This is a genomic window from Micromonospora foliorum, assembly GCF_022229015.1.
Classification (GTDB): Bacteria; Actinomycetota; Actinomycetes; order Mycobacteriales; family Micromonosporaceae; genus Micromonospora; species Micromonospora foliorum.
In genome coordinates this window covers 1-17,545 of record NZ_JAKKFF010000350.1, presented here as the reverse complement: position 1 = coordinate 17,545, position 17,545 = coordinate 1, and the positions used below count along the sequence as shown (strand labels likewise).

At 70.9% G+C, this 17,545-nt stretch carries 20 protein-coding genes; 13 read left to right on the top strand and 7 right to left on the bottom strand.

Annotated elements, in window-relative coordinates; genetic code table 11:
- Nucleotides 1–88: 88 nt before the first annotated feature.
- Together PSH25_RS24025 and PSH25_RS24020 are read right to left on the bottom strand one after the other, a co-directional pair.
- On the bottom strand, nucleotides 89–1,309 hold the full coding sequence (locus PSH25_RS24025; RefSeq protein WP_238661225.1) for an MFS transporter: 1,221 nt from the start codon (nucleotides 1,307–1,309) through the stop codon (nucleotides 89–91).
- Between the two features lie 140 nt (nucleotides 1,310–1,449).
- A complete protein-coding gene (locus PSH25_RS24020) occupies nucleotides 1,450–1,830 on the bottom strand; it encodes a hypothetical protein (protein WP_238661224.1) in 381 nt (126 codons plus the stop codon).
- Between the two features lie 253 nt (nucleotides 1,831–2,083).
- Between PSH25_RS24020 and PSH25_RS34050 the strand changes: the two genes are divergently transcribed.
- Nucleotides 2,084–2,641: a YcxB family protein gene (locus PSH25_RS34050; RefSeq protein WP_238661223.1), complete on the top strand. Its 558-nt coding sequence runs from the start codon at nucleotides 2,084–2,086 to the stop codon at nucleotides 2,639–2,641.
- Nucleotides 2,642–2,765: 124 nt separating this feature from the next.
- On the opposite strand, the gene PSH25_RS24010 is transcribed toward PSH25_RS34050, so the two are convergent.
- Nucleotides 2,766–3,695: an expansin EXLX1 family cellulose-binding protein gene (locus tag PSH25_RS24010; protein ID WP_238661222.1), complete on the bottom strand. Its 930-nt coding sequence runs from the start codon at nucleotides 3,693–3,695 to the stop codon at nucleotides 2,766–2,768.
- A gap of 55 nt (nucleotides 3,696–3,750) precedes the next feature.
- Nucleotides 3,751–4,353: a TetR/AcrR family transcriptional regulator gene (locus PSH25_RS24005; RefSeq protein WP_238661221.1), complete on the bottom strand. Its 603-nt coding sequence runs from the start codon at nucleotides 4,351–4,353 to the stop codon at nucleotides 3,751–3,753.
- Nucleotides 4,354–4,471: 118 nt separating this feature from the next.
- On the opposite strand from PSH25_RS24005, the gene PSH25_RS24000 reads away from it, so the two are divergent.
- From PSH25_RS24000 to PSH25_RS23980, 5 genes are all read left to right on the top strand, one after another.
- Complete coding sequence (locus PSH25_RS24000; RefSeq protein WP_238661220.1) at nucleotides 4,472–5,305, top strand: SDR family oxidoreductase; 834 nt, start codon at nucleotides 4,472–4,474, stop codon at nucleotides 5,303–5,305.
- Nucleotides 5,306–5,462: 157 nt separating this feature from the next.
- The gene (locus tag PSH25_RS23995; protein WP_238661219.1) at nucleotides 5,463–6,689 is read left to right on the top strand and encodes an epoxide hydrolase family protein; all 1,227 of its coding nucleotides are present in this window, start codon (nucleotides 5,463–5,465) and stop codon (nucleotides 6,687–6,689) included.
- Nucleotides 6,690–7,631 carry a redoxin domain-containing protein gene (locus tag PSH25_RS23990; RefSeq protein ID WP_238661218.1) on the top strand — a complete coding sequence of 314 codons (942 nt, stop codon included), beginning with the start codon at nucleotides 6,690–6,692 and terminating at the stop codon, nucleotides 7,629–7,631. It abuts the gene before it with no gap.
- A 44-nt stretch (nucleotides 7,632–7,675) separates the two neighbouring features.
- On the top strand, nucleotides 7,676–8,299 hold the full coding sequence (locus PSH25_RS23985; protein ID WP_238661217.1) for a GNAT family N-acetyltransferase: 624 nt from the start codon (nucleotides 7,676–7,678) through the stop codon (nucleotides 8,297–8,299).
- A 34-nt stretch (nucleotides 8,300–8,333) separates the two neighbouring features.
- Complete coding sequence (locus tag PSH25_RS23980; protein WP_238661216.1) at nucleotides 8,334–9,233, top strand: hypothetical protein; 900 nt, start codon at nucleotides 8,334–8,336, stop codon at nucleotides 9,231–9,233.
- Between the two features lie 93 nt (nucleotides 9,234–9,326).
- Here the strand turns inward: PSH25_RS23980 and PSH25_RS23975 are convergent, their stop codons facing one another.
- Entirely contained in the window at nucleotides 9,327–9,944 is a 618-nt protein-coding gene (locus tag PSH25_RS23975; protein WP_238661215.1) for a GrpB family protein, read from the bottom strand.
- Nucleotides 9,945–10,086: 142 nt separating this feature from the next.
- Between PSH25_RS23975 and PSH25_RS23970 the strand changes: the two genes are divergently transcribed.
- On the top strand, nucleotides 10,087–10,953 hold the full coding sequence (locus tag PSH25_RS23970) for an AraC family transcriptional regulator (RefSeq protein ID WP_238661214.1): 867 nt from the start codon (nucleotides 10,087–10,089) through the stop codon (nucleotides 10,951–10,953).
- A 57-nt stretch (nucleotides 10,954–11,010) separates the two neighbouring features.
- Here PSH25_RS23970 and PSH25_RS23965 read toward each other — a convergent pair whose 3' ends face one another.
- Entirely contained in the window at nucleotides 11,011–11,862 is an 852-nt protein-coding gene (locus tag PSH25_RS23965) for an endonuclease/exonuclease/phosphatase family protein (protein ID WP_238661213.1), read from the bottom strand.
- A gap of 81 nt (nucleotides 11,863–11,943) precedes the next feature.
- On the opposite strand from PSH25_RS23965, the gene PSH25_RS23960 reads away from it, so the two are divergent.
- Genes PSH25_RS23960 through PSH25_RS23950 form a run of 3 tightly spaced genes read left to right on the top strand, consistent with a single transcriptional unit; the run spans nucleotide 11,944 to nucleotide 14,215 of the window.
- Nucleotides 11,944–12,276 carry a PadR family transcriptional regulator gene (locus PSH25_RS23960; RefSeq protein ID WP_238661212.1) on the top strand — a complete coding sequence of 111 codons (333 nt, stop codon included), beginning with the start codon at nucleotides 11,944–11,946 and terminating at the stop codon, nucleotides 12,274–12,276.
- Nucleotides 12,270–13,232: a hypothetical protein gene (locus PSH25_RS23955; protein ID WP_238661211.1), complete on the top strand. Its 963-nt coding sequence runs from the start codon at nucleotides 12,270–12,272 to the stop codon at nucleotides 13,230–13,232. The genes PSH25_RS23960 and PSH25_RS23955 overlap by 7 nt, the downstream gene beginning before the upstream one ends.
- Entirely contained in the window at nucleotides 13,232–14,215 is a 984-nt protein-coding gene (locus PSH25_RS23950) for a hypothetical protein (RefSeq protein ID WP_238661210.1), read from the top strand. Before PSH25_RS23955 ends, PSH25_RS23950 begins: the two co-directional genes overlap by 1 nt.
- 3 nt (nucleotides 14,216–14,218) lie before the next feature.
- Here PSH25_RS23950 and PSH25_RS23945 read toward each other — a convergent pair whose 3' ends face one another.
- A complete protein-coding gene (locus PSH25_RS23945; RefSeq protein WP_238661209.1) occupies nucleotides 14,219–14,716 on the bottom strand; it encodes an NUDIX hydrolase in 498 nt (165 codons plus the stop codon).
- 176 nt (nucleotides 14,717–14,892) lie between these two features.
- On the opposite strand from PSH25_RS23945, the gene PSH25_RS23940 reads away from it, so the two are divergent.
- From PSH25_RS23940 to PSH25_RS23930, 3 genes are all read left to right on the top strand, one after another.
- The gene (locus tag PSH25_RS23940) at nucleotides 14,893–15,096 is read left to right on the top strand and encodes a hypothetical protein (protein ID WP_238661208.1); all 204 of its coding nucleotides are present in this window, start codon (nucleotides 14,893–14,895) and stop codon (nucleotides 15,094–15,096) included.
- Nucleotides 15,097–15,178: 82 nt separating this feature from the next.
- A complete protein-coding gene (locus tag PSH25_RS23935; protein ID WP_238661207.1) occupies nucleotides 15,179–15,985 on the top strand; it encodes a histone in 807 nt (268 codons plus the stop codon).
- Nucleotides 15,986–16,065: 80 nt separating this feature from the next.
- Nucleotides 16,066–17,496 (top strand): RNB domain-containing ribonuclease, encoded by a 1,431-nt coding sequence (locus PSH25_RS23930; RefSeq protein ID WP_238661206.1) that lies wholly within the window; start codon nucleotides 16,066–16,068, stop codon nucleotides 17,494–17,496.
- The last annotated feature ends 49 nt before the right edge of the window (nucleotides 17,497–17,545 follow it).

The following is a 17,545-nucleotide window of genomic DNA, read 5'->3' as shown; positions in this document are numbered from 1 at the left end:
GTCAACGGATCTTGAAGGGTGTCCCTTCTCTCTTTCGTCAGCGGCGAGGAGGGCGTGGGCGCGGATCGCAGGGTGATCCAGCGGTGCGTCAGCGGGTGAGTTCGTCCTCGACGAACGCGGGCCTTGCGAGCGTGATCGCCGGGATGGTCGCCACGAGGGCGACAGCGAGCAGGAACAGCAGCGGCAGGGCCCACCCGCCGCTCACGTCGTGCAGCAGCCCGACGAGCAGCGGACCGAGCGCGCCGAGCGCGTACGCGACCCCCTGGGCGAAGCCGCTCAGCGCGACGGTGCCGCCGTGGGTTCGGGTGCGAACGTTGATGAGCACGAGGCAGACCGGGAACAGGATCGACCCCGAGCCGATGAGCAGCACCCAGAGCAGTGTGAGTGTGGCGGGCGCGAGCAGCAGGCCGAGGTAGCCGAACACGAAGCTCGCGACACCGGCGGCGATCAGCCAACCGACATTGCGCAGCCGCGCGACGAGTAAGGGCGCGATGAATGCGCCGGGCACGCTGATGATGCCGGTGACGGCGAGCAGCACACCGGCCTCGGTCGGCGTCGAGCCAGAGATGTCGCCGAGGATCTCGGGCAGCCAGGCGAAAGCAGCGTAGGTGCAGATCGTGCTGGTCGAGAACACGACGGTGATCGACAGGGCCACGCGTGACCCCCACAGTCGCGTGACGAGGGCGGAAGGCGGGGACTCCACGGCGACGGCATCCGAGCGTCGCTGGCGGCGCTCCCGCGCGATGATGACGAGCCACGGAACGAGCGCGACTACCGAGTTCACCGACCAGACGCCGAGCAAGAACCGCCAGCCGACCTGCTCGGTGACCGGAGCGGCGACCGCGGCGGGCACGGCCGTGCCCAGGCCCACGACGCAGACGTAGACGGCGGTCAGCAGCGCTACCCGGTCGGGGAAGTAGCGCCGCACGATCGGCGGCAGCAGCACATTGCCGATGCCCGTACCGGCGAGCGCGACGACACTGCCGACGAGCAGCACCGCGAAGCCCGGGGCAAACGCGCGCACGAGATGGCCGAGGGTCATGAGCAGCAGCGCGAGCACGATGCCGCCGTCGAGGCCGAAGCCACGGGCGACGCGCGGCGCGATGAACCCGGATGCCGCCAGCAGGATCGGTGGCAACGTGCCGAGCAGCCCGAGGCCGATGTTCGATATCGGGATGTCCACCCGGATGTCGCCGAGGATCGGCGATATCGTCGCAACCGCCTGGCGCAGGGTGAATGCGATGAGCACGATGCCCAGGAGCGCGGCAGTGCGTCCCGCCCACAGCGGGAGGCTGCGGTGCTCGGACACCCGCCGAGCCTAGTACTCCATCCGTGGATGTTGACCTTGGGTCAGCCGACACGTCGGGTGGCGAGACGCGCCTTGAAGGTTCCCGGGATCACCGTCGGAAGGTACGGCGGGTACGGAGGGCCGAGGCGCGGCGGTGGTTGCTACCAGATGTGCGCGCGCTCGTCGATGAATCGCGGCGGCTCGCCGAGGAAGGCGGCGGCCGGAACTGCCCCGTGCGCCAGGTTGAGCGTGTCCAAGCGGTACAGCCAGGCGCCATTCATCCCGGTGAAGCGGTAGTTGATCTGCCAGCGCAGCCATTCGCCGTGCGCGAGTCGCACCGCGGGCGGCCGGCGGTGACGGCGCGGCCTACCCCAGGCCGACGCGAGCAGTTCAACCCGGAGTTGACCGTCTTCCAGCCGGAGACGCACCTCGCTCCGGTACGACACGCGCCGCAGGCCCTCGTGAGGCTCGAACCCGTCGGCCTCCGCCATGTCCACCTCGTGGGCGAGCGGCGCCGTCCGTGCCGGAAGTGCGAACGACACCGGTACGGCGTTACGCCGGGTCGCCTCGGCTCCGCCGTGCGAACGCTTGGTCCACGACGTGCGAACCCACTGCACCACAGCATCCACCCGGCGATACTCGGCCGCTACCTGCTCTGACGCAACTCAGATTCACACGGTCGACTCGTCTTGTCGCCTACCAGGACAGCGTCCTTGCAGGACGGGTCCGGCAACGGTCGAATAATCCAGAGTCAGACTGAAGAAGCACTTCACGCTGGGAATAGGCTTCCCGTTTGTGTCAGCAGAGCAGGTCACCGTGAGCCCGGTCGAACTCAACTACACCCTTACCGAGGAGGACTGGCTCGACGGCTTCGTCGCCCACCGGCGCCGCCTCCGGCGTCCCTGGCTGGTCCCGATACTGATCGTCGCCGCGCTCGTCGGGCTCGTCATCTCGAACGGCTTCCGGGCCATGTCCGCGGTTGACGTCGCAATCCTCGGCACGACGGCGCTCACCGCCGTCGGGTTCGGCCTGCTGCTGTTCCGGTTCCTCATCGCCGCCCGCTGGATGTATCGCTGGCAGGTACGCCTGATCATGCGCGGAAACCCCTGGCTGGCCGAGCCGATCCGGGCCATCGTCGATGACACCGGGCTACGTCTCACCAGCGCAAGCCGGAGTGAAACGGCCGCCTGGTCGCAATACCTGCGGTACGTCGAGACGGACCGGTCGTTCGTCCTGCGCGCGTCCGAGCGGCTGGGCGCGGCGGTACTCGTGCTCCCCAAGCGCGGGTTGGTCACGGGCGATCCCGCGCCGCTGCGGGCGTTGCTCGAAACCCACTGTCACCGAAGCGCCTGATCAGCGGACCCGAACGGGAGCGACTGCCATGGCGTCGCTCACCGTCGTGGACGCGACGTTGACCCTTGCCCTGGCGAAGCAGCGTGGCGAGGAAGACGCCGGCGGCTGGCCACCTGCGGCTCGGTCAGCAGCGGGGGCGGTCGAGTGGCGCGGCGGCACCCGCCAGCGCTTCGACTGTCGTCGTCGGTGCGGCCGACTCCGTCGGCGTCGGTGTGGGCGCGGTGGTGGGGCTCGGCGGGGCCGCGGGTGAGCTGCTGGGCGTGGGGGAGGCGCTGACGAGGGTGGCCGTGCTGCGTTGCACCTGCTTGGTGACCAGGCGAATGCCGGTGGCGGTCGCCTGGCGTCCGTACACGTCAGTGACCCTGATGCTGTAGGGCCCGGGGCCGATCCCGCCCTCGATGGTCCAGTGGTTGTCGCTCTGCCGGGCGGCCTTGCGGAAGCCGCCACCCGGGCCCTTCGCCTCGACCGAGCGGAGTGGGTTGCCGTGGTTGCCGACCTGCACCGCGAACCAGTATTTCGAGGCGCCGCCCTTCATCCGGAAGGTGAGGCCTCCGTCGAGCGGCGGGTTCACCACCGCCCGGTACGTCACTGAGGCGATGCCCTGCGACCGGTCGGCGATCTTGGTGAACGCCTCGGTGGAGAGGTCGATCTTGGTGGGTCCACAGCCGCTGCACTGGTCCATCACCATGACCCGGACCCTGCCCTTCGGGCCGCTCACCTCCAGGTAGCTGCCGCAGGCCGCCGAGCCGGCGTACTGGGATGCGCCGAGGGCCACGTAGAGCCGGTCCGCCGGCGGGCCCGGGAAGGAGCAGTTGCCGCCCGAGCGGCCAGCGTCGTAGAAACTGGCCTTTCCATTGTGGACGGCGTTGCCCGTCGGCGGCGCGGCGCAGGCCGGGGTGGCGCCGCCGCGGACGGCGAGGGTGATGCCGAGAACGGCGGCCAGGGCGGTGACCCCGGCGCCGGCCAACCAGTGTCTGACCCGCCGACTCGACCGAGGTGTGCCGTTGTTGCTGGCCGGGGTGTCGTCATTGGGGGCCGTGCCTGGTGCCGTCACGGCGCCTGATGTTGCCGCACGGTGCTGTGGCAGCGCAAAGCCGTCCCACCGATCGTTACTCGCCGGATCGGCGGGGACGCAATCCGTTGAGGGCGGTGGCGACGACGAGGTCGACGTACTCGGCGGTGAGCGGCCCGCTGCGTTGCAGCCAGCGGTTGAGCACCGGCCCCCAGATCATGTCCACCGCCACACCGAGGTCGACGTCATCGGCGATCTGACCCGCCTTCTGGGCGCTGCGCAGGCGTTGCCGCTTGGCCTCCTTCAACGGCCCCTCCAACCGCTCGGCGTACGCCGCCGCCAGCTCAGGGTCGAGCGCGATCTCGGTGGCCAGCGCGCGCATCGGTTGCTCGTACCGGGGATCGTTCATCTCCTCGACCGTCGCGCGCAGCACCAGGGTCAGGTCCGCCGCCAGGTCGCCGGTGTCCGGCAGCGTCGGCGGCCCGCCCTCGGTGGCCTCGCTGAGCATGAGGAAGGCGTCGAAGATGACCGCGCCCTTCGACGGCCACCAGCGGTAGATGGTCTGTTTGCCGACGCCGGCCCGCGCGGCGATGCCCTCGATGCTGAGCTTCGCGTACCCCATTTCCTGAAGCAGGTCGAAGGCCGCGGTGAGGATGGCGCGTCGGGAGGTCTCTCTCCGGCGGGCCGTGTTCGGCGTCATGGGTGAAACGATACCAGCGTACGAGACGAACCGTCTCGTCTTGACGATGATGGTTGGCGGGCCTAGTCTCGGCCCATCACGAGACGGACCGTCTCGTCTTGAAACCCCTGGAGAGCACATGCGTACCTGGTTCATCACCGGTGCCAGTCGCGGCCTGGGCCGCGCCTTCGCCGACGCCGCGCTCGACCGCGGCGACCGGGTGGTCGCCGCCGCCCGGACCATCGCCCAGGCCGACTTCGACGAGAGGTACGCCGACCGGCTGCTGACCCTGACCCTCGACGTGACCGACCGGGCGGCGGTCATCGCCGCCGTGAACACCGCCGTCGAGCACTTCGGGCGGCTCGACATCGTCGTCAACAACGCCGGCACCCTGTCCATGGGCATGATCGAAGAGTTCACCGAGGCCGAGGCGCGCGCCCAGTTCGAGGTCAACCTCTTCGGCGCGCTCTGGGTCAGTCAGGCCGTGCTGCCGCACCTACGCGCCCAACGGTTCGGCCACATCGTGCAGGTCTCCAGCATCGCCGCGCTCGGCGGCTTTCCGAGCACCGGCCTGTACAGCGCGAGCAAGTTCGCCCTGGAGGGCATGAGTGAGGCTCTGGCGATGGAGGCGGCGGCCTTCGACATCAAGGTCAGCATCGTGCAGCCGGGCGGATACTGGACCGACCTCTACACCAGCCTGCGCGCCACCACCCCGATGGACGCCTACGCGCCGCTGCGCGCCGAACTGGAACGGCAGTGGGCGGAAGGCTCGATCGACAGCGAACCCCGGCTGGCTGCCGAGGCGCTGCTGCACCTGGTCGACAGCGACGACCCGCCGCTGCGGCTCCTGCTCGGGAGCATGGTGTACGACCTGGCGTTCGACATCGCCCGGCGGCGGATGGACACCTGGGCGGGCTGGGAGCAGGTCAGCCGCGCCGCCGAGCACGCCGTCGCGGCCCCCGGACCGGAATGAGAGGCCTGCTCGTATCGCCACGGGCAACCGGTGCGGCGTTCTAGGCTCCGAGGTATGGCGGCGGCGTGCCCATCTCGTTGGCACATAAGTCCGGGCAGTGCCTTCACCCCATGATTTCTCCTCGCGAGGCGCAAACCTAGACGGAGAGGAAACACGCATGGCTGTCAAAACCAAGACTCGTCCGGGCACCACGGAGATTCGGCCGTTCTCGGTCGACATTCCCCAGGCCGACCTCGATGACCTGAAGAGGCGCATCAAGGCCACGCGCTGGCCGGACAAGGAAACGGTGAACGACCAGTCGCAGGGCGTGCCACTTGCGACGATTCAGGCCGTCGCCCGCTATTGGGAAAATGAGTACGACTGGCGCAAGATCGAGGCGCGGCTGAACGCCGTACCGCAGTTCATGACCACCATCGACGGGGTGGACATCCACTTCATCCACGTGCGCTCGAAGCACGAGGACGCGCTGCCGCTCATCGTCACCCACGGGTGGCCCGGGTCGGTGATCGAGCAGATGAAGATCATCGAGCCGCTCACCGATCCCACGGCGCACGGCGCGAGCGCGTCGGACGCCTTCCACCTGGTGATCCCGTCGCTGCCCGGCCACGGTTTCTCCGGCAAGCCGACCGAGCTGGGGTGGAACCCGCAGAAGATCGCAACCGCCTGGACCGAGCTGATGAAGCGGCTCGGCTACAACCGGTTCGTCGCGCAGGGCGGCGACTGGGGCGCGGTCATCGTGGACCAGATGGGCATCCAGGCGCCCCCAGAGCTGCTCGGCATCCACACCAACATGCCCGGCGCGATCCCACCCGAGATCGACCTGTTGTTCCAGGGCGACACCACCGGCGCGAACAACGCCATGGGCTCGCTGCCGTCCGGCCTCTCCGACGACGAAATGCGTGCCGCCGAGGAAGCCAACTACGTCTGGAAGCACGTCGCCTACGCCCTCATGATGGCGACACGTCCGCAGACCCTGACCGGGTTGGCGGATTCTCCGGTCGGCCTGGCGTCCTTCCTGCTCGACCACGACGCGAAGAGTCTGGCCCTGATCGCGCAGGTCTTCGAGGGCGCCAAAGCGGGCCTCACCCGCGACGACATCCTGGACAACATCTCGCTCTACTGGTTGACGAACACCGCGATCTCGGCGTCCCGTCTGTACGCGGAGAACAAGCTGTCGTTCTTCGCCGCCAAGGGCGTGAAAATCCCGGTCGCCGTGAGCGTCTTCCCCGACGAGTTGTACGAGGCGCCGCAGAGCTGGGCCGAGCAGGCGTACTCCAACCTCATCTACTACAACAAGCTCGACGTGGGCGGGCACTTCGCGGCCTGGGAACAGCCGAAGATCTTCTCCGAGGAGCTTCGCACCGCCTTCCGGTCGCTTCGCTAGATGGCCGTGCACCTGCCCCCGCTCAGCGGGGCGGCCGAGTGGCTCAACTCCGAGCCACTCGGCCCCGCCGACCTGGGTGGGCGCGTCGTCCTGGTCAACTTCTGGACGCTGACCTGCATCAACTGGCTGCGTCAGGAGCCGTACGTGCGTTCCTGGTCGCAGGCCTACCGCGATGACGGGCTGGTCGTCCTCGGCGTGCACACCCCGGAGTTCGGATTCGAGCACGACGTCGACTGGGTGCGGCGGGCGGTCGCGGCCCGATCGATCGACTACCCGGTGGCGGTCGACAACGACTACGCGATCTGGAGTGCGTTCGACAACCACTACTGGCCGGCGCTCTACTTCGTCGACACCGGCGGCGTCATCCGCGACGAACACTTCGGCGAGGGACGCTACGAACAGTCCGAGCGGGTGCTCCAGCAACTGCTCGGCATCGAACGCGCACCCGTACCCGTCAAGGGGCTCGGCCCGGAGGCGGAGGCCGACTGGACCAACCTGCGCACGCCCGAGACGTACCTCGGTTTCAGTCGCGGCGAACACTTCGCCTCGCCGAACGGCCCGGCGCTCGACGAGCGCCGCGCCTACCAGGTGCCGGCGAGCCTCGACCTCAACCAGTGGGCCCTGGCGGGGGAGTGGACGATCGGGTCGGAGAACGTCGTGCTCGACGAGGCCGGCGGCCGCATCGCCTTCCGGTTCCACGCCCGCGACGCGCATCTCGTGCTGGCCCCCAGGGCCGGCCGGTCGATCCCGTTCCGGGTGCTGCTCGACGGCGCGGCGCCCGGCCCGTCACACGGCGTCGACGTCGACGAAGCCGGCAACGGCGTACTCCAGGACGGCCGCCTCTACCAACTCGTCCGCCAGGACGGCGCGGTCCGTGAGCGAACCCTGGAGATCACGTTCGGCGAGCCCGGCGCCGAGGCATACGCCTTCACCTTCGGCTGACGCACGCCCACCCCGGCGCTCGGCCCCGGCTAGTGTCGGCTGCTGTGACAACGCCCGAGATCACAATCGCCACCCCAGCGGACCGCTCTGCGGTGGTCGGTTCGCTGGTCGCCGCGTTCGTCAAGGACCCCGTGCTGCGGCACCTGTTCCCGGACGAGGAAACCTATCCGGGGTACGCCGCCGCCTTCTTCGGGCACCTCTTCGACAAGCGGGTGCACCGGTCGTCGATCTGGACGATCGGTGGCGGCGCGTCCGTCGCCATCTGGGAGCCGCCGGCCGCGCCCCCAGCCGCGCCATCGGTTGAGCAACCGGCCGGGCCGCCGACCGATTCGCCGGCGGCCGGGCACGGGTCGCCGGAGGAGGCGCGATACCCCGGCGACGTGCTGGCCCGGGTGCGGGGCTACGACCAGGCCGTGCACGACGCCCTGCCGACGTACCCGTTCTGGTACCTCGGTGTCCTGGGCACCCACCCGGACAGCGCCGGACGCGGTTGGGGCCGTGCCGTCATGCGGGCCGGGCTGGCCCGCGCCGCCGCCGACGGCCTGCCGGCGATCCTGGAGACCAGCAACCCGGCCAACGTGGAGCTGTACCGACGGGCCGGCTGGGAGGTTGTGGGCTCCCTGGCGGAGCCCGTACCCACCTGGATCATGCAGCAGCCGCCGCGCTGAACGCGCTGATTGCGCGCCTCCTACGATCGACGGCGTGCACACCACCCCCTTCGCTCCCATCGACGTGCCGCAGGTCTTTCCGCCGGTCGCCCCGTTCGCGCGGACGACGGTCCGGTTGCATCCCCGCCCGGGTTCGCCGACAGCGGAGCAGAGCTCGGTGGGCGGCCCTTTGCTGTGGCCGGCCGACGAAGCCTGGCCGATGTGCGACGGACCGGAGCCCGGCGACCACTACCTCGACTCTCCGGGTGAACCGGCGGCACCGCTGGTGCCGGTGGTGCAGTTGCTGGCGGAGGATGTGCCCGAGGTGCCGTTTCCGGCCGGCGCGGACGTCTTGCAGGTGTTGTGGTGCCCGTTCGAGCATGAGCCGTGGACGTCACCTCGCCCCGAACTGCGGTGGCGTCGCCGCGCGGCCATCGGCGCCAGACTTCAGGAAATGCCCGCGTCGGATGTGGAGTCAGATCCATCGCACGTCCCCCGCCGCTGTGTGCTCGACCCGGAGCGGGTCACCGAGTACCCATCCTGGGACCTCCCGCGTGCCGTCTGGCCTCAGATCGAAGACACGATGACGCGGGTGGCGCAGGAGACCGGTTGGGAGTACGAGAGCGATCTGGCGGTCGCCTCGGGGATCAAGGTCGGCGGTTACCCCGGCTGGACGCAGTCGCCGGACTGGCCGGTCTGCGAGTGCGGCTCGTCCATGGACCATCTGCTGACGATCGCCAGCTGGGAGTTCAGCCGCGGCGACGAGAAGAGGTGGATTCCCGTAGAGGACCGCCCGGCGATGGTCGGGTGGGAGACGGCCACCACCGACGAACACCCGTGGCGGACGATCCAGAACCCCAGCGGGCTCATGCTGGGCGACGTCGGCGGCATCTACCTGTTCGTCTGTACGACCTGCCCCACCAGGCCGTTCGACTATCGCTTCGACTGTTCCTGACGGATCCGGCTGGTCACTAGCAGGCTCACGTCCCAGGCCTACGGCCGAATCGTGGACAGTTTCCGTCAGCTGCTGACGGAAACTGTCCAAGGTCTACGCGTGACCGTCGGCGACCTGAGGTCGAGCGGCGAAGATGCGCGCGTAGATCTCGTCGATGACGTCGTTCTTCGCCAGGCTGTAGTCGCGTGGGCGGTCCGCAGTGTCCCGCGCCAGGCGCCGCTTGGTCGCGGCGTACCGTTCCCGGTCGTCCGGGTGTGAGCGGAGCCAGTCGCGGAAGAGTCGGTGCCGGACGGGTTCCGGCGCACCCTGCGGCCAGACGTGCAGGTTGACGTCCTCGGCGGGGCTGAGGAGCATCCGGTGCCCGTGCCACCAGGGCTCCCGCAGGACGAGCCGGTACCCGAGCCGTTCCAGGGCGGGGAGATAGGCGGCCTCCTCGGCGGTGTCCCCGATGACGAGGTCGACATCGATGACGGGCTTGGCCGCGAGCCCCGACACCGCCGTCGACCCGACGTGTTCCACGCTGATGATCAGACCACCCAGTGCCTCGGTGAGCGACGACCGGACGGCGAGGAACCGCTGCGCCCAGGCCGGGTCGTACTCCTCGATGACGATGGACTCCCACGTCCGTGGCGGCTCGCCCACCAGGCCGGCGTCGACCTGTTCGGGGGTGCCATGGAAGCGCTGCACGACGTCCTGCGGAAACTCGGCCACGTCAACCTCCTCGGGAAGCAAAGTCCGCCAGGCTACGACACGACGACCGGTGCGGCCCACCCGACCGATGCGGGCATCGGATGTCGGGTGGGCCACCACTCCCGCCGCCTAGCGTCGGTGCTCGAAAGGGAAGGAGGCCCGGGTGTTGGATCGGCTGAACGAAGCCCTGGCGTACATCGAGCGGCACCTCGACCAGAAGATCGAGGTGGCCGAGCTGGCGCGGATCGCGCTGACGTCGGAGTACCACTTCCGGCGGCTGTTCTCCGCCCTGGCCGGCATGCCGCTGTCGGAGTACATCCGTCGGCGTCGGCTCACCGTGGCCGGTGCGGACGTACTGGCGGGGGAGCGGACGTTGCTCGACGTCGCGGTGCGCTACGGCTACGGCTCCACGGAGGCGTTCGCCCGGGCGTTCCACGCCGTACACGGCGTGGGGCCCGGAGAAGCTCGGCGTACGGGGGCAGCGTTGCGGGCCCAGCCCCGGATGTCCTTCCGACTCACCGTCGAAGGGAGCGGCAGCATGGAGTACCGAATCGTCGACAAGGACGCGTTCGCGCTGGTGGGGCGAAAGGCCCGGGTCCCGCTGGTGCACGAGGGGATGAACCCGGCAATCGTCGCGTTCATCCGGAGCATCGACAAGGAGACGACCGGGCGGATCGAGGCGCTCTCCGATCAGGAGCCGAAGGGGATCGTCAACGTCAGCGACAACCTCGCCGACAGCCGGCAGGAGGGCACCGAGCTGGACTACTGGCACGGCGTGGTGACCAGCGCTGCGCCGCCGGAGGAGCTGGACGCGCTGCCGGTGCAGGCCGGGTCGTGGGCGGTGTTCACCACGTCCGGTGCGTTTCCGCAGGCGGTGCAGCACCTCTGGCGTGACGTGTTCACCCAGTGGTTTCCGTCCAACCCGTACCGCAGCCGACCCGGACCGGAGATCTCCCGGGTCCGGGTGTCCGCGGACGGCACCCAGGCGGACGCCGAGCTGTGGATCCCGGTGGAGCGGGTCGCGTCCTGAGCTGCGGCGCCGGGTCGACGTGGGCACCGTCGGCCCGGCGCCGGCGGGGTCCGTCGTTCACCGCCACCGGCCCGGTGGGTGGTCGGGCAGCCGCAGATCCGCGAGTACGCCGAAATGGTCGCTGGCCCAGACTCCGTCGACCGGCTCGTCGAAGGCCCGCTGGCAGTCCGCCACCCCCAGCTTCGGCCCGTGGGGGCCGCAGCGAACCATGACGTAGTCGATCCGACGTCCTGTCTCCAGCGGCATCGTGCCCGCTCGTACCAGCGGATTGCGCGGGGTGAAGGTGTGCCCGGGATCGTCCGGGTGCACCGCCGACCAGGCGTCCTGGTAGGCGACGCTGCACCCGTGCAGTGACTGGCTCCCGCGCCAGAAGCGCACGCTGGCGGAGTCGGCGTCGTCGTCGAAGTCGCCGACGAGGACGACGGGCAGGTCCCGTCCGGCCAGCAGTGTCTCGATGAAGGTCGCGGACCGGACGGCCTGCAACTCCCGCTCGTGGGCGTACCCGAACTGGTACGTGGGTTTGTGGTGGGCGACCAGCACGGTGCCGATGAGCGGTGGCACCTCGACCTCCGCCACGACCACCGCCGACCAGGGGATGTCGACCCGTTCGGTGACCTGTAGGTCGAGTTCGCGGACGGTCCCGATCGGCCAGCGGCTGACCAGCGCGGCGCCGACCCCGTCGGCGGAGCGCCCGCCGTGGCGTACCACGTGGTGGTCCGGGCCGAGCAGGTCCGCGGCCTGGTCGTAGCCGTTGCCCCAGACGGTCTCCTGAAGGGCGACCACGTCCGGTCGCAGGCGGGCCAGACCCGGCTTGAGGACGGCCCGGCGGCGTTCCCAGTCGGCGAATTCGGGGGCGAGCAGGTTGAGGGTCAGCACCCGCAGCGCGGCGGGCTCGTCGTCCGTCGTCATGCCCTCGGTGGATACCCGCGCCGGCCACGGTGGAATCCTGACGTGCCCCACCCCTATGTAGAGTTCCGATACAGTGGTGGGATGCGGATGACGATTCCGGTCGCGAAGGTGCTCGCGGCGCTGCTCGCCGAGCCCGACGAGCAGCGCTACGGGCTCGACCTGATGCGATTGACCGGCCTGCCCAGCGGCACCCTCTACCCGGTGCTGCACCGGCTGCAGGGGGCCGGCTGGCTGGCCGCCGACTGGGAGGCGATCGACCCGGTCGCGGCCGGCCGGCCCGCCCGCCGCTACTACCGACTCACCGCCGAAGGGGTGGCGCAGGCCCGTCAGGCGCTCGCCGACCTGCGGGCCGCGATCCCCGACGGTCGCCGCCCGTGGGGCGGCACCGAGCCCACCGGAGCGCCGGCGTGGTGACCCGCCGGGTCGCCGAGCTGCTATTGGAGTTGGCCGCGCGCCGCTGGCCGGTCGACGTCCGCGACGACCTGCGCCGTGAGTGGGCCGCCGAGCTGCACGTCCTGGCCGAGAGCGGCCGCCGGACGACGATGGTGGGCTTCGCGGTGAGCCTGGCCGTCAGCCGCGCCGGCGCCCCGCTCGTCGACCGCACCCTGATGCGTGGTCGGGCCGGCCGGACCGCGGCGGCGTTGCTGCTGTCCCCGATCGCCTGCGTCGGGATCGTGCTCGTGAGCGCGTACACCCTGTACCCGATTCAGCGTTGGTTGATGTCCCAGACCTGGGCCGACCGCACGCAGAAGCCTCTCTGGACGGCGCTCACCCTCGGGATGGCGCTGCTGCTGGCGATGTTCGCGGCGCATTGGGCCCGACACACCGCACTCGATGGCCCGCTGCGCATCGCGCTGGGCGTGGCGCTTCCCGTCGCGGTGGCGGCGGTTCCGTTCGTCTACGTCATCTATCCGGACCGGCCGGCGGCTGCCGTACCCGGTCTCCTGCTGTGGCTGCTGGGCCTGACGCTGGCGCTGTGGGCCGCGGCGAGCCTCGCCGCCCGGGGTCGACTCCGCGCGGCCTGGTGGGTGGGCGTCGTCGGCGCCCTTGTCGCGGCCGACCTCGCGGTGATCCTCGCCGTCGTCGTCACGGTGCCCGGCGGCTACAGCGGTCCCCCGCTGTCACCGGACACCGTCGACGGGATCTCCGCGCCGCTGTGGCTCTTCGTCTCCTGGACTGAGTGGAACTTCGGCCTTCCCCGGCCGGCCCACTGGGAGATCATCACGATCAGCGATCGGCTGCTGGTGGAACCGATGCTCTACCTGGCCTGCACGCCGTACGCGCTCGCGTACGCCATCCGGGCGGCCCGGTCCGCCCCCGCCGCGCCGGTCGCCCTGGTGCAGACGCGCAGCGCCACGGGCTGGACCTGATGCGGAAGACCGGGCCGCCCACCGGCGTGGTGACCCGCCGGGCCGCCGAGCTGCTGTTGGGGCTGGCCGCGCGCCGTTGGCCAACCGACGTCCGCGACGACCTGCGCCGTGAGTGGGCCGCCGAACTGCACGTGCTCGCCGAGAGCGGTCGCCGGACGGCGATGGTCGGCTTCGCGGTGAGCCTGGCAGTCAGCCGGGCCGGCGCCCCGCTCGTCGACCGCAGTCTGCTGCATCGGCGGGCTCGCCGTACCGCCGCCGCCCTGCTACTGGCCCCGCTCGCCTGCGCCGGGATAGTGGTCGTCAGCGCGCTGGCCATGAGTCAGGTCTACAACTTGCTGTCGATGCGGGTGAGCTGGTCGACAGCGGGGCAGTTGCCGCTCTGGTCGACGCTGACCGTCGGCTTCGCGGTGCTGTTGGCGAAGTACACATCACGCTCGGCCCGGCATACCGCACTGCGGGGCCCGCTGCGCATCGCGCTCGGCGTGGTGCTCCCCGTCGGTGTGGCCGCACTCGGGCTCATGTCCGTCGTCAACGGCAGTGTCTTCGGCAGCTTCGTACCCGGTCTGCTGCTCTGGTTGGCTGGCCTGACGTTGGCCCTCTGGGCTGCGGCGAGCCTCGCCGCCCGGGGTCGGGTCGGCGTCGCCTGGTTGGTTGGCCTCGTCGGCGCGCTCGTCGCGGCCGACCTGGCCGTGATTCTCTTCGTGCTCCAGACCATTCCGGGGCCCGGCAGCGTTCCGGCCGACGCGATGACGCCGGACAGCGTCGACCGGATCTCCGCGCCGTTGTGGCTCCTAATCTGCTGGACCGACTGGAACTTCGGCCTGCCCCGCCCCACGTCGTGGGAGATCTTCCTGATCACCGACCAGTTGTTGCTGGAGCCGATGTTCTACCTGGCCTGCATGCCGTACGCGCTCGCGTACACCATCCGGGCGGCCCGGTCGGCCCCCGCCGCGCCGGTCGCCCTCACGCCGACCCCGGTGTGAACCTCAGTCGGGTACGTCGTCCCACGTCGTACCCGGCTCCAGGTAACCGGCCACCTGGTTCTCGCGCAGCGCGTACGCGATGACCAGCAGGGCGTGCTTGTCCAGCTCAGGCAGCCGGTCCAACGGGAACCACCGCACGGCCAGCGACTCGTCGTCGTTGACCCGGGCGGTGCCGGCCACCAGCCGGCACAGGAACCCCAGGTTCAGGTATTCGCAGCGGTCCCCGTTCGGGTACGTGTGCGGGTGCGACACGGCGCTGGACATCCGCACCGGCGCCACCTCCAGGCCCGTCTCCTCGCGCACCTCGCGGACCAGCGCGGTGGCCGGCTGCTCGCCCGGCTCGACGAAACCGCTGATCACCGACCAGCGCCCGTCGTCGGCGCGCTGGCCGAGCAACAGGTCACCGGCGTCGTTGCGGACCACCGCGCTGACGCTCGGCAGCCAGAGCAGGTCGTGGCCGACGTGCTTGCGCATGCCCACGATGTAGTCCGGAATCGCCATCCGGCGATCATAGATGCGACCCCACAGCGAGGCTCACCTGCGCATCTTCTGGTGTTCCAGTCCCACGCGTTTCGCCATTTCGGCCCGACGAACGCCATGCATATCTACTGTGGAGATCGTCGGCGACTTGTGCGATCCGGTGGCGGCCGGCCGGTTCGCGGTGCACAGTGATTCCCATGAGCGACAGCGGACGTGGTGGGCAGTTCTACTGGTGCACCCGGCATCACCGGGTCGAGACGGACGCCAACGTGTGTCCGGCGAAGCACGTTCTCGGCCCGTACGACTCGGCGGCCGACGCGGAGAACGCCCTGCAACGGGTGCAGGAGCGGAACGAGGCGTGGGATGCCGAGGACGCTCGTTGGGCCGGGGAGGACAAGTAGGCGGCGCGGGACGGCCCGCGCCGAGGTATTTCGTGCTCCGCGAGGACGCACGCGAGAGCACGTCCCCAAGGAGGGAACCACGATGGCCGAAGCACAGCAGGCCACCACCCGCCCGGCCGCCCGACGCACCACCGCGAAGAAGACCGCCGCGGCGGAGCGCAACACGGCGGCGAGCCGGACCACCCCCGTCCGCAAGTCCACCACGGGTGCCGCGAAGGCACCGGCCCGCAAGGCCGCCGGCGGCGCGGGACGCGCTCCGGCCAAGAAGACCACCACGGCGGCGAAGAAGGCCCCCGCGAAGAAGGCCACGACCACGACCACCGCCGCGGCCAAGAAGGCCCCCGCGAAGACCTCGGCCGCCACCCGCAAGACGACCGCCACCGCCAAGCGGGCCCCGGCGTCCACGGCGCGCAAGACCACCGCCGCCGCGAAGAAGACCACCGGTACGGCGAAGAAGACGGTGAGCGCGGCGAAGAAGACCACCACCTCGGCGGCGAAGAAGACCACCGCTGCCGCGAAGGCCCCGGCGCGGAAGGCCGCGACCACGGCACCGGCGCGCAAGACCGCGACCAAGGCGTCCGCCGTCAAGAAGACAGCGACGAAGAAGGCCGCCGCCAAGAAGGCCCCGGCCAAGAAGACCGCGTCCACCCGCCCCAGCGGCGGCGCGCGTAAGGCTCCGGCCAAGAAGGCCCCGGCCGCGAAGGTGACGGGCACCTCGTCGACCACCGCCCGCAAGGCGGCCGCGAAGAAGGCCCCGGCGAAGAAGACCGTCGCGGCCAAGGCACCGGCCCGCAAGGTGACCGCCCGCAAGTCGCCGGCCCGCCCGGTCGCCGCCCGAGCCACCGCCCCGAGGGGTACGCGCAGCGCCGCTCGGAAGGCGACCGGCTGAGCGCGGGCCACCCCTCGCCGGGCGGATTTCTCGGCCGGTCACCGGAAGCGGATCACCCGTGGCGCTGTCAGGATTGACCCGTGGTCATCCGACGCGTACTCGCGCCCCGCATCGACTTCGGCGCGTTGCGCCGGGAACTCGGCCTGTCCGAGGAGTTCCCGGCCGACGCCCAGCGTGAGGCCGACGAGGCGGCTGCGGCACCGCCGCGGCCGTCCGTCGACCGCACCGACATACCGTTCGTCACGGTCGACCCCGCCACCTCGCGGGACCTGGACCAGGCGATGCACCTCTCCCGCCGCCCGGGTGGGGGCTACCGGGTGCGGTACGCGATCGCCGACGTCGCCGCGCACGTCACCCCCGGTGGGGCGTTGGAGGCGGAGACCTGGCGGCGGGGGCAGACCATCTACCTGCCCGACGGGAACGTGCCGCTGCACCCGCGCACCCTCAGCGAGGGCGCCGCGAGCCTGCTGCCCGACGACGACCGGGCCGCGGTGGTCTGGACCATCGACCTGGACGCCGACGGCGGCACCGTGGCCGTCGAGCTGGAACGCGCCCTGGTCCGCAGTCGCGCCAAACTCGACTACACCGGGGTGCAGGCGGCAGCCGAGGCCGGGCGGCTACCCGACCCGATCGCGCTGCTGCCGGAGATCGGCGACCGACTGACCGCGCGGGGGTTGCGGCGCGGGGCCATCAACCTGCCGCTGCCCGAGCAGGATCTGGAACCCGACGGTGAGGGCTGGCGGCTGGTGCTGCGCGCGCCGGCACCGATGGAGGAGCGCAACGCGCAGATCTCCCTGCTGACCGGGATGGCCGCCGCCGACATCATGCTGGCCGGCCGGGTCGGCCTGCTGCGGACGATGCCGGCGCCCAAGCCGGAGGCGGTGCAGCGGCTGCGGGCCGCCGCCGCGCCGTTGGGCGTGCACTGGCGGGAGGGCGTGGGCCCGGGTCAGGTCATCGCCGGTCTGGACGCCGCCCAGCCGCGCGCCGCCGCGTTCATCGACCAGGCGGCCGAGCTGATGCGCGGGGCCGCGTACACCGCCTTCGACGGGGAGCTGCCGGAGCAGCCGGAACATGGTGGCGTGGCGGCCGCGTACGCGCACGTGACGGCGCCGTTGCGGCGGCTGGCCGACCGGTACGCCACCGAGGTCTGCCTGGCCCTGCACGCCGGCCAGCCGGTGCCCGACTGGGCCCGCGCCGCGCTGCCCCGGCTGCCCGAGGTGATGGCGAGCACCGACCGGGTCGCCTCGGCGGCCGCTCGTGGCGCCGTCGAGTTGGCCGAGGCGGCGGTGTTGGAGCACCGGGTGGGCGAGACCTTCGACGCGGCCGTCCTCGACGTCGACGCCCCGCCCAACGGCAAGTCCCGGCCCCGACCACCCGGTGGCACGGTCGCGCTGGACGCCCCACCGGTACGCGCCCGCTGCCACGGCCAACTGCCGCTCGGCGAACGGGTCCGGGTCCGCCTGGTCACCGCCGACCCGGCGACCCGGACCGTCCTGTTCGAGCTGGCCTGACCGGGCCGCCGCCCCGGCCCGGTCCTCGTCGATGCGCCCGCCCCGGTTG

Excerpts from the sequence above, each read along its gene's own strand:
- PSH25_RS24005 (WP_238661221.1), bottom strand. The coding sequence starts at position 4,353 with ATGACGCCGAACACGGCCCGCCGGAGAGAGACCTCCCGACGCGCCATC.
- PSH25_RS24000 (WP_238661220.1), top strand. The coding sequence starts at position 4,472 with ATGCGTACCTGGTTCATCACCGGTGCCAGTCGCGGCCTGGGCCGCGCC.
- PSH25_RS23995 (WP_238661219.1), top strand. The coding sequence starts at position 5,463 with ATGGCTGTCAAAACCAAGACTCGTCCGGGCACCACGGAGATTCGGCCG.
- PSH25_RS23990 (WP_238661218.1), top strand. The coding sequence starts at position 6,690 with ATGGCCGTGCACCTGCCCCCGCTCAGCGGGGCGGCCGAGTGGCTCAAC.
- PSH25_RS23965 (WP_238661213.1), bottom strand. The coding sequence starts at position 11,862 with ATGACGACGGACGACGAGCCCGCCGCGCTGCGGGTGCTGACCCTCAAC.
- PSH25_RS23960 (WP_238661212.1), top strand. The coding sequence starts at position 11,944 with ATGCGGATGACGATTCCGGTCGCGAAGGTGCTCGCGGCGCTGCTCGCC.
- PSH25_RS23950 (WP_238661210.1), top strand. The coding sequence starts at position 13,232 with ATGCGGAAGACCGGGCCGCCCACCGGCGTGGTGACCCGCCGGGCCGCC.
- PSH25_RS23945 (WP_238661209.1), bottom strand. The coding sequence starts at position 14,716 with ATGGCGATTCCGGACTACATCGTGGGCATGCGCAAGCACGTCGGCCAC.
- PSH25_RS23940 (WP_238661208.1), top strand. The coding sequence starts at position 14,893 with ATGAGCGACAGCGGACGTGGTGGGCAGTTCTACTGGTGCACCCGGCAT.
- PSH25_RS23935 (WP_238661207.1), top strand. The coding sequence starts at position 15,179 with ATGGCCGAAGCACAGCAGGCCACCACCCGCCCGGCCGCCCGACGCACC.